The organism is Phormidium sp. CCY1219 (assembly GCF_035615515.1).
In the GTDB taxonomy this organism is placed as follows: Bacteria; Cyanobacteriota; Cyanobacteriia; order Cyanobacteriales; family Laspinemataceae; genus CCY1219.
On the sequence record NZ_JAJENT010000225.1, the window covers coordinates 1 to 14,781 of the forward strand.

General features: G+C 50.1%; 11 protein-coding genes. 8 read left to right on the forward strand and 3 right to left on the reverse strand.

Going from position 1 to position 14,781, the window contains the following annotated elements; genetic code table 11:
* Positions 1–331 precede the first annotated feature (331 nt).
* Positions 332–1,642: a tetratricopeptide repeat protein gene (locus LKK83_RS02045; RefSeq protein WP_324629113.1), complete on the forward strand. Its 1,311-nt coding sequence runs from the start codon at positions 332–334 to the stop codon at positions 1,640–1,642.
* A 553-nt stretch (positions 1,643–2,195) separates the two neighbouring features.
* Here LKK83_RS02045 and LKK83_RS02050 read toward each other — a convergent pair.
* Positions 2,196–2,591 (reverse strand): PadR family transcriptional regulator, encoded by a 396-nt coding sequence (locus LKK83_RS02050; protein WP_324629125.1) that lies wholly within the window; start codon positions 2,589–2,591, stop codon positions 2,196–2,198.
* A 1,497-nt stretch (positions 2,592–4,088) separates the two neighbouring features.
* Here LKK83_RS02050 and LKK83_RS02055 point away from each other — a divergent pair.
* On the forward strand, positions 4,089–4,691 hold the full coding sequence (locus LKK83_RS02055; RefSeq protein WP_324629114.1) for a DUF3611 family protein: 603 nt from the start codon (positions 4,089–4,091) through the stop codon (positions 4,689–4,691).
* Between the two features lie 198 nt (positions 4,692–4,889).
* Here LKK83_RS02055 and LKK83_RS02060 read toward each other — a convergent pair whose 3' ends face one another.
* On the reverse strand, positions 4,890–5,933 hold the full coding sequence (locus LKK83_RS02060; RefSeq protein WP_324629115.1) for a helix-turn-helix domain-containing protein: 1,044 nt from the start codon (positions 5,931–5,933) through the stop codon (positions 4,890–4,892).
* Between the two features lie 762 nt (positions 5,934–6,695).
* Between LKK83_RS02060 and LKK83_RS02065 the strand changes: the two genes are divergently transcribed.
* From LKK83_RS02065 to LKK83_RS02085, 5 genes are all read left to right on the forward strand, one after another.
* The gene (locus LKK83_RS02065) at positions 6,696–7,277 is read left to right on the forward strand and encodes a DUF3727 domain-containing protein (RefSeq protein WP_324629117.1); all 582 of its coding nucleotides are present in this window, start codon (positions 6,696–6,698) and stop codon (positions 7,275–7,277) included.
* Between the two features lie 752 nt (positions 7,278–8,029).
* Positions 8,030–9,079 (forward strand): endolytic transglycosylase MltG, encoded by a 1,050-nt coding sequence (gene mltG, locus LKK83_RS02070; RefSeq protein ID WP_324629118.1) that lies wholly within the window; start codon positions 8,030–8,032, stop codon positions 9,077–9,079.
* A 340-nt stretch (positions 9,080–9,419) separates the two neighbouring features.
* Complete coding sequence (locus LKK83_RS02075) at positions 9,420–9,944, forward strand: YqeG family HAD IIIA-type phosphatase (protein ID WP_324629119.1); 525 nt, start codon at positions 9,420–9,422, stop codon at positions 9,942–9,944.
* A 302-nt stretch (positions 9,945–10,246) separates the two neighbouring features.
* The gene (proB, locus tag LKK83_RS02080) at positions 10,247–11,359 is read left to right on the forward strand and encodes a glutamate 5-kinase (RefSeq protein ID WP_324629120.1); all 1,113 of its coding nucleotides are present in this window, start codon (positions 10,247–10,249) and stop codon (positions 11,357–11,359) included.
* A gap of 113 nt (positions 11,360–11,472) precedes the next feature.
* Positions 11,473–11,865 (forward strand): hypothetical protein, encoded by a 393-nt coding sequence (locus LKK83_RS02085; RefSeq protein ID WP_324629121.1) that lies wholly within the window; start codon positions 11,473–11,475, stop codon positions 11,863–11,865.
* Positions 11,866–11,907: 42 nt separating this feature from the next.
* On the opposite strand, the gene cruF is transcribed toward LKK83_RS02085, so the two are convergent.
* Entirely contained in the window at positions 11,908–12,849 is a 942-nt protein-coding gene (gene cruF, locus LKK83_RS02090; protein ID WP_324629123.1) for a gamma-carotene 1'-hydroxylase CruF, read from the reverse strand.
* 478 nt (positions 12,850–13,327) lie between these two features.
* Here cruF and LKK83_RS02095 point away from each other — a divergent pair, with 478 nt between their 5' ends.
* Positions 13,328–14,515, forward strand: coding sequence for a F420-0:Gamma-glutamyl ligase (locus tag LKK83_RS02095; RefSeq protein WP_324629127.1), 1,188 nt, complete (start codon positions 13,328–13,330; stop codon positions 14,513–14,515).
* Positions 14,516–14,781: the final 266 nt, after the last annotated feature.

Here is a 14,781-nt window from a genome sequence, read left to right on the forward strand (position 1 = left end):
AAGGTAGAGAATTTTTCATTTCGGAGGTGCAAGCGCGGTAATGACTATTCGGCTACGTACCACATCAATCTGAGAAAGGCTATACACTCGAGAGAGATTAAAATAAAGGCGATTTAGTTTACAAGTTTATGGAAACCGATTGGCAGGGATTGTGCATCTCGAAATCGTCACGCCTATGCCGATTAAATGTGCGGTTGCTTTGGGGGGGGGACCTCTAGGAGAATCTGACCTTTTAAAGGGGATAAACTGGCTCACCCTCAGAATAAAGCAGAAAATAAGCCGATGGAGCGATCGGCACGACCAAAGCAGTTTCAGGCATGAAGAATTGAAGATGAGGCACTCGATCCAAGCACTGTGGAAAAGGCTACGGCGCAGTTGGCAATATGCAGCTGCATTCTGGCGGCGCTTGTTTGGCAAGTGGAGCAAGCCGTTTCGAGCTTCCCATTCAGGGAAAACAGTTGTCTTGAAGCCGCAACCCCGTGCGCCCTTAACCCCAGTAGACTATGAGTTTTTATTTACCCAACTGCTAGAAGGAGTGCATCGGGGGTGGACTCAGATGCAGGTTTTGCAATTCATCAAAGGTTTAGGGTACGGAGGATACCATAACACGGCCTCATCTGTCAAGTCGGTGGCGAAAAATGAAGGAGAAGAAAAATGGGTGGAGTGGTTGCGGGAGTTTGGCGATCGCCTGCTCGAGTCCCCGATTCCGAATCGCGAATTGGCAAAGCGCATGGTGCAGTTAGGACAGCTCAACTGTGGCACATTGGCAGAGGTTGCCGGTGAAATCGGACAACAATTGCTCGATCGCCCAGGGCAAATTCCCCAATCTATCGATTCTGCTACGAACTCTATCTCAGACAAACCAGAGGATAGGGTAGAAAAATGGCTCAGCCAGGGACAAGCCCAGCTCGATCGCCGACAATATCCTTCCGCGTTAACCAGTTTTCAGCAAGCGGCGCAATTGACATCGCAAAGCGCAGAAGTATTGTATGGGTTGGCGGTGGCTTGTCATCGGATGGGACTGTATCGAGAAGCGATCGCCCATTTGGATCGCTGTTTAGATGCCCATCCAGAGCACGCCCCCGCCCTAACGCAGCGGGGGCTAGCTTACCAAGCGTTACAGGAGAGGGAAAAAGCTACGGCGGATTTTGAGCAAGTGGTGGAAATGGCAGCGAACTCGCCCCAAAGCTATTGTGCGCGAGGTAAAGCGTTGGTACAATTGCAGCGACAAGAAGAAGCAGTCGCAGCCTATGAGGAAGCGATTAGGGTAAATCCCACCAGCCATCACGCCTGGTATAATTTAGGGAATGTACTGTACGACTTGCAGCGCTACGAAGCGGCGATCGAGTGCTATGATAAAGCGATAGAACTGCAACCGGACTATGCAGCGGGGTGGTTTAACCGAGGGGCGGCGTTGGGAAACTTGCAGCGCTACGAAGCCGCGATCGCGGCGTTCGATCGCGTGTTGCAAGTTCAACCCCATGACTATGATGCCTGGTTATGTCGGGGACAAACCTTAGAAAGATTGGCTTATCAAGCCGAAGCGATCGCCGCTTACGATCGCGCCCTGGAACTGCGCCCGGATGACCCCACAGCGTGGCGCTACCGCACGCAAGCGAGCGATCGGTTGAAAAATCAGTAGTCAAGCACGGCAAAATTGCCCGTGAGTGTAAGGGAATTGCGATCGCCTACCCGCACTTTTATTTAAACCCGCAAAAAGGCTCGCGCTCTACCCTTGTTTGGTGAGCGTCGCGATCGATTGCCCTCGGAATTTATGCTAAAATCCAATCAGCTTTCAGGTTGAAAAACCGCCGACCCATACGAAAATGCTGCGGAAACAGTAGACACTCTCAAACGAAAAACACTAAAGGGCAAAAAGTAGCGAGAACTCTTTAAACAGCCAGAGCCAGCTACAACAAGGATAAATGAAAAACCCAAAAAAGTCGATGCCCTCAGCTCGGTAGAGTAGGGCATACCCGAACCTCTCTTGACATAGAGACGCCGCCGAGAGAGCTATCCATAGGTGGGGATCTAGATAATAGCAAGTGATATTCTAGTACCCTCGGAATTGACATAACCTTGTCGGGAGGATGTCAGGTTCGTGAAACCCAAAAATTTAACCGCCCTTTGGGGTGCACGAGTGCTGCAACCCAAAGGGCGATAGAGAGGGTTAGTTTACTGAGTTTACCGATAGTCTAGCCGGTTTCTTCATTGGCGGTAAAGGTGGCTTCGCCACACCCCTCTCGCCCTTCTCCTTGCTTCACGTATTCTTGCCAAAGCCTTGCCAATTCTTCAGCTTGCGATCGCGATTCGGGAGAGACTTGGTACATCCGCCTCGGTCGTCCTCGTCCTTCAACTTTTTTCCAATACCCTCGAATTGCTTCTTCGTTTTCCAGAAATTTGAGCGCGCTATAGAGTACAGTGTCGGACAGTCTATACTCCGGGTATTCGCGCTCTAGTTTTTGGATCAGTTCAGTTCCATAGGAATCTCCACTCAACAAGACTGAAAGAACGTAACACACGGTCAGTTCCTTATTCAAATACGTCGGTGGTGGATTTTGAAAAAAATCATAGATATCTTCAAACTTCATCTGATTTACCCGCTGAATACCCCATTTCATACTGATTTAGACAGGTTTTTACGCCCTGAAATTTTGACGGTTTTGTGGTTGTTTGCTAGCTATAGGGTCAAAATCAACCCCGATTACCTGAAAGACCCAAGCCCCGAGCGAAAATGGTTATCGATTCATCATTATTCCGGCACAAAGCCAGAGATAAACCAAGTCATTTTGGCTCCAGCATGAATCCGAAAACGCTTTTCAGCTAGCCTCTCGCTCTTGTGAACTCGGAAATTTATTTATAGAAATAACCCGATTCACCACTGGAATAATTGAACGGGATAAAATAACCCCGTAATTTTCCATCCTTTGGGTTGGAAAATTTATCAAATTTCCGATTGGCTTTTGCTGCTAGAAAGGCTTCCAGTCAGGATTCACTGCATAACCACCTGGTATAGAGTTGTCAAGACACCCTATTTCAAGTCAACTTTTACAGCTTGATGCACCCTCAATCAGCGAAAATCAGCACCCTAATTCAATAATTCAAACGCCAGGAAGTTTCTCGTATAACTGGCTTCAATAAAAAGTAGGTCGCTACCTTTGAAACGATGGCGCTTATTGTTAGACTTCAAGCCCCTGTGTTATCTCACGCCTACTTTTCAATAACTAAATGTCACCCTCAATGTTGTGGAAAACGCCATCCAAGCCCGGTTAAGTTTCAATTTAAATTGAGCTTGTCAAAGCAAGTCCGGAAATATTTTTCCTCATCACTCTTGCGATCGCCGCTCGCCAAAATGCACCCTTTCATATCGATGCCCATCTATGTTGCCCACCAGGAGCAAAAAGGGCACGAGACGGCGGAAAAATGCAACTCTGCGTTGAGACTTTGGCGCTTACAGCTACCTTACGGACATCCTTTGCGGAGTTAGGGACACAATCTACGGTCACTTTACCCAGAGTCTGCATCCGTATCAGTACAACACACACCCAACCCACTGGTTCGGGATTTTGCGACCCTTAGACTGGGGCATGAGCATAGAGCTGATGGCGGTTTCGCCCGACTCGAGGGGGGTTTTTGAGAAAACTCCATTATCGAGACGTAGGCTCTGCGATGCCACACACTACCAGATAAATCAGTCTCCGACAGGAGATTTACCCTTAAAATTACCTCGATGATATTGAGCTTGTCGTGCATTGTTTGGCGATCGCCCGTCGTGTCCGCTATAAACCACCCTGGATCGGGATTAAAGCACCTCGTCGAGCAACAGTACATCTGTAGGAACAACTGCTCCTCAGACTAACCGCTGTAAGCCACTGATATTTCGCTCTTGCAGACGCATCCCCGACCTGGTGACGATCTTCTCGCCGCTAATGTTCTCAATTTTCTTTCATTGTGGCTTAAAATTCAACCTATCCTGCCAAAACTCTCATCAATGCAACCCACTTGTCCGGCAACCTGAGAGTGCATTGGTCTATCATTAAGCAAGAGCGGCTTGGCATGAAAGCCCATCACGGCAACTGCAAATCTCTATGTCAGATAACTCAGACCTCAAAGCACTTCCACCAGCACTCCAGCGCGTTATTCCTGCATTTCGCAGGTTTGGCTGGATTAGTTTCTGGGTGCAGGTAGTCCTCGCTGTGGTCGCTGGACTCATTTTCTTATTTGCCATTTTGGTGGATAGTCCCCAAGCAACCCAAGGTGCCAGTACCAGAAATGTCGGCACCGGTCCGGGCACGTTTTTCGCCGTACTCGGACTGATTACTCTAGGCATCAGTATTTATTGGGCATTTCGTTATACCCGTCTGGCTATCCAGCTTGAATCCCCAAATCCCAAGCTGCGCCCGAAAAAGGCAGATGCATTCCAACTGCTACAGCGTGGTTTAATCGTGAATTTAGTCGGAATGCTATTCTCCCTGATGGGTGCAGAAGCGATCGGGGGCACCCTGCTGGCAAAGGCAGTGCAGTACCAAGCCGGCACCCTTCCCACCACGGCTGTTAATCTCAATCAGTTTATTCAACCGTTGGATATTTTTGTGGTGCTGGCCAATACTCATACGATTGTCGCCCACTTTGCCGGAATTGTCACCGCCTTGTGGTTGCTCAATTGGATTTATAACAAAACTCAGGAGTAATTCATCGGCTTGAACAGTGGGAGAAATTCAACTCTCCCACCGATTATTTCGCGAAATTCAGCGCAATGCTTCCGCCGCCTAAGTGTTCCTACCGCCCGACACCGCGCGTCTCATCCCGAGAGGCTACCAGGCTACCCTTCGCGATCGCTCAAATCTGGTGGCGGGTTGCACAACGCCAGTTTAATCCTTGGCGATCGCTTAAGGAATAATGGCTTCCGGCGGCGCAATCCCAGAGGTTGGGGCAAAACTTTGGGGGGACGAACTTACCCCGGGGGAAGAAGTTGGTGCGGTGGTTTCCGTCGCGGGAGAAATTACTCCCGGATCCGGTTCGCGCAGGTTTTCGGAAGCGGTTTGCTCTGACATCCACGCCAGTCCCCCAATTGCCCCTGCCATCAGGGCGGTGTAGCCAAGATATAAATGTACTGGACTTAAGGAAAACCCGAGTTTGGGATCCTTGGCAGACCACGAGGGCACCACTTTGGTTTCCGATAAGGGTACCGACAAGCAAGCTGCCATTCCAGTACCCTCTAATCCCATCACTTCTCCAATTTTATGGATAAAGCTGCGGACGTAAATATGTTCTGGCAATCTGTCAATGTTCCCGTTTTCGAGAGCTTGCAAATGATGCAAGGGAACTAATGTTTCCCGATGAAGTTCTTCTAGGGATAAGGAGCGCTCTTGCCTCGCTCGTTTTAATTCTTCCCCCATTTGCCGTATGGCTGCTTTCCATTTTTCAGCCGAGTTTTCATTATTTTCTCCAGTGTTCTCCCCGGTTGGCTGGGATGGGAAAAGCTTCTGCAATGTTTGTTGAAATTTAGAGTTGCGATCGCCTCGGTCTGTGCCATCCCCACCACGGCGCTTCCCATTGGCGCTGTTCGATTCTGCGTCGTTGAACTCTCCCTGGGCTGTTTGCCACTCGGCTATATCCTCTGGAGAGAAACAAGGTGACGGCGACTCCCCTAACACCCGCAAATGATTTCCGCTAATTTTCTCCCCCCCAGTTAATTTTTCTTCTTTCGCGTTTTTAGCCACTTGCTTCAATGCCAGCCAGATGGCTTGTCTAGCCACTGCTTCGAGCAAAACTTGGGCACTTTCCTCCCGCTTGTCCAGTTGCTTTTCTAACGTTTTAAGAACGCTCTGGTAAACTTCCGTCTGATAAAGTTCAGCCTGAATCTGAGTCAAGATAGAAGTGGTTAATTCCTCTTTGTAACCTGACTCCCTGGAAATAGAGACCGATTCCATTGCTATAAAACTCTCCCGGTTTCTTAGTCAACACTTAATAAAAATAACAAAAATTGCTTCATGTCTTCAATTTGGAGAAATAAAATATAAGCTTTAATGACCTTTGCATAGGTTACTAAATATCTTAATTCAGTTGTTTTTTAAATACTCCGGATAAAAAAGAATTCATTCGTTCCTACAGCGCCCCAGTCCCCTGAATTTTCTTCTTTGATGGAATAAATAGAAAAACTTGCCACCGGGCAATATAGACCGCTATAAACTCTAGTGATATGGGGAAATTACTGGAAAACCAATCCTTCTTTTACGGCTACTACAAAACCGGAAAAAGCAAGGGGAAGTTTTGTCGTTTCCTGGGGCATGGTGCAACTCGGGAAACCATTTAGCCTAGGCAACTCCTGAAGGCAAAACAGCAGTTTCCCACCACTGAAGCTGGAACACCCCCGGAATGCGATCGCGCTACTCGAGCGGCTCATCCCCGCTTTTCTCAAGCCAATACCATCGGTTGACAACATCGGCCTTTTTGGCGCGATCGCAGCTTTGGGTTCGCTTCTTCCAAAACCTCCTATGTCCCTGGGAGGAAGCTGGCCGAAAAATAATTTCCACTGATGTGTCCTTGTGATATCCTGATGAGTGCCATCGGTGTCGAGGGGGTTGCCATCCTAACAACTCCCGCGTGCGAGTGACCGCCCCTCGGGCTATAGCTCCCAAAATTCATACACCCCTGTCCTAGGTACTGCTTTTAATCCTTCCCTTATCTGTCTCATGTCGCGATCTCAATCCCCCAACGAAAATGGACAAGCCCACGCTGATTCCGTAATTCTGACGGATGAATTTGGCCGCTCCCTGCCTTGCTATATCGAGCATTCTGTAGAACTTCACGGTCAAACTTACGTGCTTCTCATTCCCGTGGATACTCCCGTGGAAATTTTTGCTTGGCCCGATGATGAGGAGTCAGACGAACCTATCCCCGTCACGGAAGAAGAAATTGACCAAATCTTTAATACGGCAAAAGCCGTTCTCGAGGAACAAAATCTGAACCTCAAGCGCACTGCTGTCACCTTGACGGTCAGTGGAATTCTTCCTGACTTCTCAGAAGAGTCCGAAGAAGAGGAAGAACCTCTGGGTGATGAAGAATATGAGGAATTGCAATTGCTGGCAAATTTCTATGAAGAAGAACAAGAATATGCCATCTATGCTCCCCTTGACCCTTTCTTCATCTTAGCTCGACTCAACGATCGCGCTGAGCCTGAATTGCTCAACGATGAAGAGTTCAAACAACTCGAACCGCTGATGCCCACCTTGGAACAGATAATTCAAGAACGTCTGTTTGAAGACCTGGATTAATCGAGTTGCTTGCCCCGGTTTTTACCCCTGTCCCCCGCCCGGGAGACACCCGGGGACTGGTGTCAGGCTTTCCCTTAGCCCGTCCCCGGGTGAAACATTGTCAATATTCCCGGTTTTTTCCTTCTGTTGTCACCGCGAGTTTTTTTATTAACTGGGTTGAAGTTAACTAGCAGGGGAAAAATAAAACCGATACCAATTGAAGGTGAAAAGGGGTAGGCTAGTGGGCGAGGGAGAGAGAGGATATCGATATTCAAAAACAGGCTTGTATCGTGTCTTGCCTGGGGGGTTTGCTTCTGCGGGAGCCGGGGAAGGAGTTAACATGAACGAACCGGAATTTATGAAAAGTTTACAGCAGGGAAATTGAGTGGGGGGAAAATGGAGAAAAATGCGGTAGGATTGGTTTTCCAGGAAAAAAATCGCGAGTCCACAAACCAAATTTGGGTTGGTGGAAACAGTAGCAGAAAGCTTGCCAAAAAAGCTACCCTAAAAACAATCCGGTAATCGTAAACCTTTAATCTACCGCAAATGTCCCGTAACGTATGGCACCGCAAGGCTACGCTTATAGGTAAACCTACCAGAATGCTCGAGGGTGGTGTTTGCAAACCGATCCACTGAGCGGTGGGGATTGCCGGGAGTGCTAAAGCTTAGGAAACGGAGGGCGGGAATCTGCTTGCGGCAGCCAGCGATCGTTATTGAAGCTAAACATGCATATGGCAGCTGGAAAAACAAAGACAAATTGGTTCTTATATCTGATGCTGGTCACGATCGCCATTTTGGGAGTTGGGGCGTGGCAGGGCTGGAATTGGTGGGTGCGATCGAGTGCGCCAGTGGAAGCATCTTCCGGGGGAGATTCTCCCGATTCTCCACCGCAGTTGGAAATTGTGGAAGTCAAACCCGGATCCCCAGGACAGGTCATCGGGCGTCAGCTAGAAGAACAAGGGGTGATTCGTTCGGCAACGGCGTGGAACCTTTGGACTCGCTGGTTATCGCGGCAAAATGCCGGTGGCGGCTACAAGGCGGGAATCTACCAACTCTCCCCCACTCAACCGATGCAGGCGATCGCGGAAAAATTGTGGAATGGAGAAGTCATGCAGCTCGATTTCACCATTCCCGAAGGGTGGACCTTGAAAGATATGGCTCAATACTTCGAGTCAGAAGGCTTTTTCAGTGCGGCAGAATTTCTCGCCGCCACGAAAGAAATTCCCTATGCTCAATACCCTTGGTTGCCAGACAATTTACCGCATTTAGAAGGGTTTTTATATCCCGACACCTATAAACTGAGAGCCGATGACATTTCTGCAGAGGCAGTCATCAAACAAATGCTCGATCAGTTTGAACGGGTGGCGTTGCCCACTTATCAGCAAAATGCCTCGTCAACCGATTTGAGCCTCCTCGAATGGGTCACGCTTGCCAGTATTGTGGAAAAAGAATCGGTGGTTGCCTCAGAACGGGGTTTGATTGCCGGGGTGTTTACCAATCGGCTGGAAAAGGGGATGAAATTAGGAGCCGATCCGACGGTGGAATATGGGTTGGGCATCAAACAAACTGCCGATCGCCCTTTGACTTGGGATCAGGTGGAAACCCCTTCTCCGTACAATACCTATCTCAATCCGGGTTTGCCGCCCACTCCTATTGCCGCCCCTGGAATTCCGAGTTTAGAAGCCACGTTGAATCCGGAAGAAACCGAGTTTCTTTATTTTGTGGCTCGCTATGATGGCACTCATGTGTTTAGCCGCACGTTAGCGGAACATGAGGCGGCGCAAGATGCGATTTGGGATCGCCGGGAAGCTGAGCAACAATAGAATCGGGGGCTAGGCTTTTTCTTTGCCAATTTTCCCCTCGGTGGGAGGAGTGGCATTCATGTGTCACAATTATGAGCAGAAGAGGACGGGCGAGAGTAGAATTTGGGCAAGAGGCGACGCCCAGCAGCGACAGAACCCATCGGTACTTCCGAGCAGTGCGAACAGGTTCGGGGATGGGATGGGAATGTCTGCCCAGATGCTACATCAGCCAATCTTCAAGGGCAGCAACTCTTGGGTTTCTCGTTCTGTTGGATCTCGGGCGAAGCGATCGACAGAACTCATCATGTTTTGATGGGGGTACTCGAGCGTCGTCGGATGGATTTATTGATAATTAAATGTTATGACTTGGGGCAAACTCTTAGAGCCTGATTTATTTTTGGATGACTCGATTTTGAGTCTGACGCCGGCTATTTTGAAGCAGTACGATATTAAGGGACTGGTATTGGATGTGGACGATACTTTGGTGCCGATTAGCGAGGTTACGGTGTCTGACTATTTGCAGCAGTGGGTGGAACAGATTCGACCGATTGTCCCGGTGTGGTTGGTGAGCAATAATATCAGCGAATCTCGCATTGGTGGAATTGCGAAAGCGTTGAATTTGCCCTATATTACTGGGGCGGCGAAACCGTCGCGGCGAAAGTTGCGACAGGCGGTGGCGGCGATGGAGCTGCCGGTGGAAAAGGTGGCGATGGTGGGCGATCGCTTGTTTACTGACGTCCTCGCGGGCAATCGCTTGGGAATGTTTACCATTTTGGTGGAGCCAATGGTGGATCCGGGAATGGTGGCTCCCCCCCCTTACCGACTGCGATCGCTCGAAGTCTGGCTGTCTCAAATCTTTGGCGCTTCCCTGACGGGTGGAAAATAAATCTTTGTTTTTCGTTACAACTTTTTACAAAGCGAAATATAAAGAAAAGATTAAGAAATCCTCACCCGGGCAAAAAACTCAGGCAGAATAGAGACAGTTCAAATGGGGTCAGCCGATATAAAGACCCTAACCATAAAACCCCACCCAATATTTTCCTCCAAGAAAAGCGCCAGCCTTCACCGAAACGAGGGCTGGCGCTTTACAATCATAAACGGGTCGGTTGTCCGCTGTTTGTCAGGAAAACTTGACAAAATATTGCTAATCGCCAATTATTAATACCTAATAGAGCTTGCAAGTTTCGGATGTCGCAAACCATAATCGTCAAAATCGGTACTTCCAGCCTCACTCAAGTCACGAATGGCAATCTGGCGCTTTCCACGATTGCCACCCTGGTGGAAACCATGTGCAATCTGCAGCGAGAGGGGCACCGACTGGTGTTGGTGTCTTCCGGTGCGGTGGGGGTCGGCTCTGGTCAGTTAGGCTTAAAAGAACGCCCGCGAACGATGGCGCGCAAACAAGCGGTGGCGGCTGTGGGTCAGGGACGCTTGATGCGAGTTTACGACGACTTATTCACCTCCCTGGGACAACCCATTGCCCAAGTGCTGCTCACCCGCAGTGACTTGATGCAGCGCGATCGCTACGTCAATGCATACAACACCTTCCAAGAATTGCTCAACCTCGGGGCGATCCCGATCGTGAACGAAAACGACACCGTGGCGGTGGAAGAACTCCAATTTGGAGACAACGACAGGCTATCGGCAATGGTTGCCAGTTTGATCGAAGCGGACTGGCTGTTTTTACTCACCGATGTCGATCGCCTCTATTCCGCCGATCCGCGCTCTAATCCCGATGCTCAACCGATTACCCTCATTCAAAACCTCGAAGAACTCACGCAACTACAAGTAGAAACCAGCGGCACTGGCACCAACTGGGGCACCGGGGGCATGTTCACCAAAATCGAAGCCGCGCGGATTGCCACCAGTGCGGGGGTTCGCACCGTGATTACCTCCGGTCAACATCCGCGCAATATTGCCAAAATCCTGCAAGGCGAACCGATTGGCACCCAATTTGAAGCGCAACCGCACGCTAGCAATGCTCGCAAGCGCTGGATTGCCAATGCGGTGATTCCTTCTGGAAAAATCTATCTCGATCGCGGTGCGGTCAAAGCAATCTGTAAGCGCGGCAAATCCCTGTTAGCGGCGGGAATCCTGGATGTGGTGGGAGAATTCGAGGCATCGGATGCAGTGCAGCTATGCGACAGCCAGGGTCAGGAAATGGCTCGCGGTTTGGTCAACTATAGCAGCGCCGAACTGCAAAAAATTCAGGGCTACCGTTCGGAGGAAATTCCCGCCATTTTAGGCTACATCGGTGCTGACACGGTAGTTCACCGGGATAACTTAGTTTTAATAAGCTAATTCTGGCGATTGCCAATTCTGCCAGCATTTGGCTGAATCTTCTATAATCCCTAACAGAGATTCCCGGTCAATTGTCAATCCCGCAAATACTTTAGTTGGACATTGCGCGAATTATGAACCCCGATAACCTATTTGAATTTGTGCATACCGGATTTCGTGTCGGTGTGGGGGCGACGGCTTCCCTACTCGAGAGCATTCAAGATTCCGAGAAACGCGAAGAAAATCTGGCTGACTTGCAATTAGATAGCAGCGAACTGACGAGAAAATGGGCTGAAAAAGGCGAGATGACCGAACGCGAAGCTCGCAATTTCGTCGATACCTTGATGAATCAAGAGCGATCGCCCTCTGAAGCGCCCTCATCTGCTTCTTCTACTCCCTCGCCCGCTGCACCCTCTAGACCCCCGGAGGATCCGCAAGTTTATCAAGATTTGCAGGAACTCACCGCCCAGGTTGCTGCTTTGCGAATGGAATTAGAAATGCTACAGCAGCAAAACCCAGACACCTAAAATCAGGGTGTTGACGACTCTGGCGCGTCAACACCCGATGATTTATTTGGCTGCCATTTCCACAGAGGCGACTGGCACCTGGTTGAGCCGATCGCTCGTCGCCACGGTATCCAAGTCAACCCTCTCTTCTGGTTTGCGATCGTCCGATGCAATCCACCACAGCACCACTGCCGGCACCACTCCTAAAGCAATGCTGAGTAAGGTGGGAATCACAAACTGCGAATCTAGTGCCACTAACGTAATAATCGCGCCGAAGGCAAAATTCACTAAATAGGTAATCAACGGTAAACCCAGTTGCGGACGATACAGTTGCAGCCTGGTATTGCCCCAGAATAGGGCCGCTACGGTCATATATATTGCGCCTGTGCCCATCCAACCCAACAGATTTCGGTAGGGCATTCCAAAAAAGGCGCCGGTTTCTTGGAATTGCCAAAACGGAAAGCCGGTTTGACTCATGGCGGGGTCGAGTACGAAATCCCAGGCGGTGAGCAGGACCGATCCGATCGCGATCGCGCCGAGGTGCCGCACCCAGTTGGGCACTTCTTTCGCTTCTAACGCTGCGCGCCCTAACACGTAGGAGACAAACCCCATGTAAAACCACGACAGGGGAATGGTAAACGGCACCAGTCCCGCAATTTTATAACCTAACCCACTCAAATATTGATAGTGACCGAAGGGAAATCCGGTACTGGTTCCCAATAATTCGCTTCCCAAGGATAAAAATACTGACGGCAACATAAATGTTAGCCACCGTCGCATTCCAAGGTGCCTATAGGCATAGATGGCCACCGCCGCAGCTCCTAAAATGATATAGGACACTCCCCCCCCAGCCATGCTCCACTGGAAACATTTCTGTCCCCATGATGATAAGTTGACGATAAATTCTGGATGGGGTAAGACTAGCAGCAGCCCTGCCAGTCCAAACGCCATTGACGCAGTATGGGTAATCAGGCAGAGACGTTCGGCAGTTGCAAGTTGCTTCATTGTAATTCTCAAACTAATCTGACACTCAGATGGAGCTTCATAATAGTTTACAAATCTTTAGGAAGAATAGAACGTTTGATTTGGGTCAGGAAGTGGCGAGTTGAGCAAAAGCGATAGCACAGGGAGGTGCCTGACCTAAATGTAGCTCAGGTAACACAGAGAAACGCTATGGGTAGGGTAAGGGAAACAGAAGCGGGGCGAAAATTTTTAAGAAGGGATTTTTTGAACAAAAGCGGGGAGGAGGGGATGAAGGGTGGGGAATCGGATCCGGAATAGAGGCGATCGGCGGGGAAAAATCCGTGGTAAATCTTCTGTGACTCTATCTCGGAAGTGGCGAGACACCGAATGGCAATTCCGTGCCCTGGAGTGGGCGAACAAAATGATATAAACCTGGAGATGCCAAGTCACAGAACCCACAGTAGGTGGCTTGGCCACTATAAACCCCTATTTTACGATTAATTGAGGAGCAATTGTGGCGATCGCAGAAACACTTGGAATCGGACTGGGAAGCGCCGCTGCGGTACTCGCAGCCGCTGGAACCGCCTTTGAACTGAAATATCGGCAGCGTCCCGGAAACGAACTGGACCTGACCACCGGCACCTGGAAACAGGAAATCCTCTCCCCGGATCGACATCAGCTCATCGGAGAACTCGAAGCGATCAACCGCACCAAAAACCTAGAGATTATGGTGCCCGAAGTGAACGTAGATGTCACCCTATTATCCGATCGCAGCTTAGAAGAAGTCACCTGGCGGACGAAAATCGTTCCCATGCACCCAGATGCCCCTGCCAGAGAAGACGGATACTGGTTTGCCTACATCGTGAAAATTGGCAAAACCACCCGCTTCAAAGTGGCGATCGAGATTTGCGGACCGCATCTGGAGGGACTCAAATCCGCCTTAGTCAAAATCACCTACGTCACCTACGGGCCGCAAGGGCGGATTCCCAAAGACCGCTATGTGGTGGTGCCCCTGCAATATCCCGACCAGGCGGCGGAGACCTCCTGGCGAGAAGTACCCGACGCCGAGGCGGAAATTTTACCCATCAAAACCCATCTGCTCAGTAACCTCGACAATGCCACAGGGGTGGTGAAACGGTACGTAATGCCCCACGCCCAGCCCGGGGATGTGGTGACTATTGGCGAGACCCCCTTGGCGATTATGCAAGACCAATGGCGACATCCGAGCGAAGTGCGCCCCGGTTTTGTGGCCAAACGCCTGTGCTACTTCTTCATGCCCACTGCCAGTTTAGCCACGGCTTGCGGCTTGCAGACCTTAGTAGATCTGGTTGGACCGCTGCGGGTGGTGCTGGCATTCATGGGGGGGGCGATCGGCAAAATCCTCGGCAAAGGCGGCGGCTTTTATCAACTCGCCGGGGAACAAGCAAGGCTAATCGATGACGTCACTGGGACATTGCCCCCTTACGATCGCTTTATCGTCCTCGGGCCAGACAACCCGCAACAGGTGGTAGATACAATAAAGAAAGAAACCGGATTATCTGCTGCCATCGTAGACGTCAACGACTTGAAAGCCGTTAAGATATTGGCAGCAACACCGGATCTTTCCACTGCCTTTCTAGAAAAAGCCTTAAGAAGCAATCCTGCAGGCAATGCCGACGAGCAGACCCCTGTAGTATTAATTCGACCGCGCAATCCATCCCAATCGTAATTCGGAACCCCGAGGCGATGGACCGAGGTTGCAAAGGTACCCAAATTTAGCCTAATCGCTAACCTCGGTTCTCCAGTCGGGGAGGCAGGGGAAGATCCCTCTCAGTGCTGCGCCATACAAGTTCCCGTTTGCGGAACGGTTTGTTTGCCCAGTTCTGGACTTCGATGCTAAAGAGAGACTCCCCCCAACGTCAGGGACTCCGTAGAAACCAACCCCATATCTAAAGCCAGGGGCTTGTACTTCTAACCACCTGACCAGCCTAAACC

Excerpts from the sequence above, each read along its gene's own strand:
- LKK83_RS02045 (WP_324629113.1), top strand. The coding sequence starts at position 332 with ATGAGGCACTCGATCCAAGCACTGTGGAAAAGGCTACGGCGCAGTTGG.
- LKK83_RS02050 (WP_324629125.1), bottom strand. The coding sequence starts at position 2,591 with ATGAAGTTTGAAGATATCTATGATTTTTTTCAAAATCCACCACCGACG.
- LKK83_RS02055 (WP_324629114.1), top strand. The coding sequence starts at position 4,089 with ATGTCAGATAACTCAGACCTCAAAGCACTTCCACCAGCACTCCAGCGC.
- LKK83_RS02060 (WP_324629115.1), bottom strand. The coding sequence starts at position 5,933 with ATGGAATCGGTCTCTATTTCCAGGGAGTCAGGTTACAAAGAGGAATTA.
- LKK83_RS02065 (WP_324629117.1), top strand. The coding sequence starts at position 6,696 with ATGTCGCGATCTCAATCCCCCAACGAAAATGGACAAGCCCACGCTGAT.
- mltG (WP_324629118.1), top strand. The coding sequence starts at position 8,030 with ATGCTGGTCACGATCGCCATTTTGGGAGTTGGGGCGTGGCAGGGCTGG.
- LKK83_RS02075 (WP_324629119.1), top strand. The coding sequence starts at position 9,420 with ATGACTTGGGGCAAACTCTTAGAGCCTGATTTATTTTTGGATGACTCG.
- proB (WP_324629120.1), top strand. The coding sequence starts at position 10,247 with ATGTCGCAAACCATAATCGTCAAAATCGGTACTTCCAGCCTCACTCAA.
- LKK83_RS02085 (WP_324629121.1), top strand. The coding sequence starts at position 11,473 with ATGAACCCCGATAACCTATTTGAATTTGTGCATACCGGATTTCGTGTC.
- cruF (WP_324629123.1), bottom strand. The coding sequence starts at position 12,849 with ATGAAGCAACTTGCAACTGCCGAACGTCTCTGCCTGATTACCCATACT.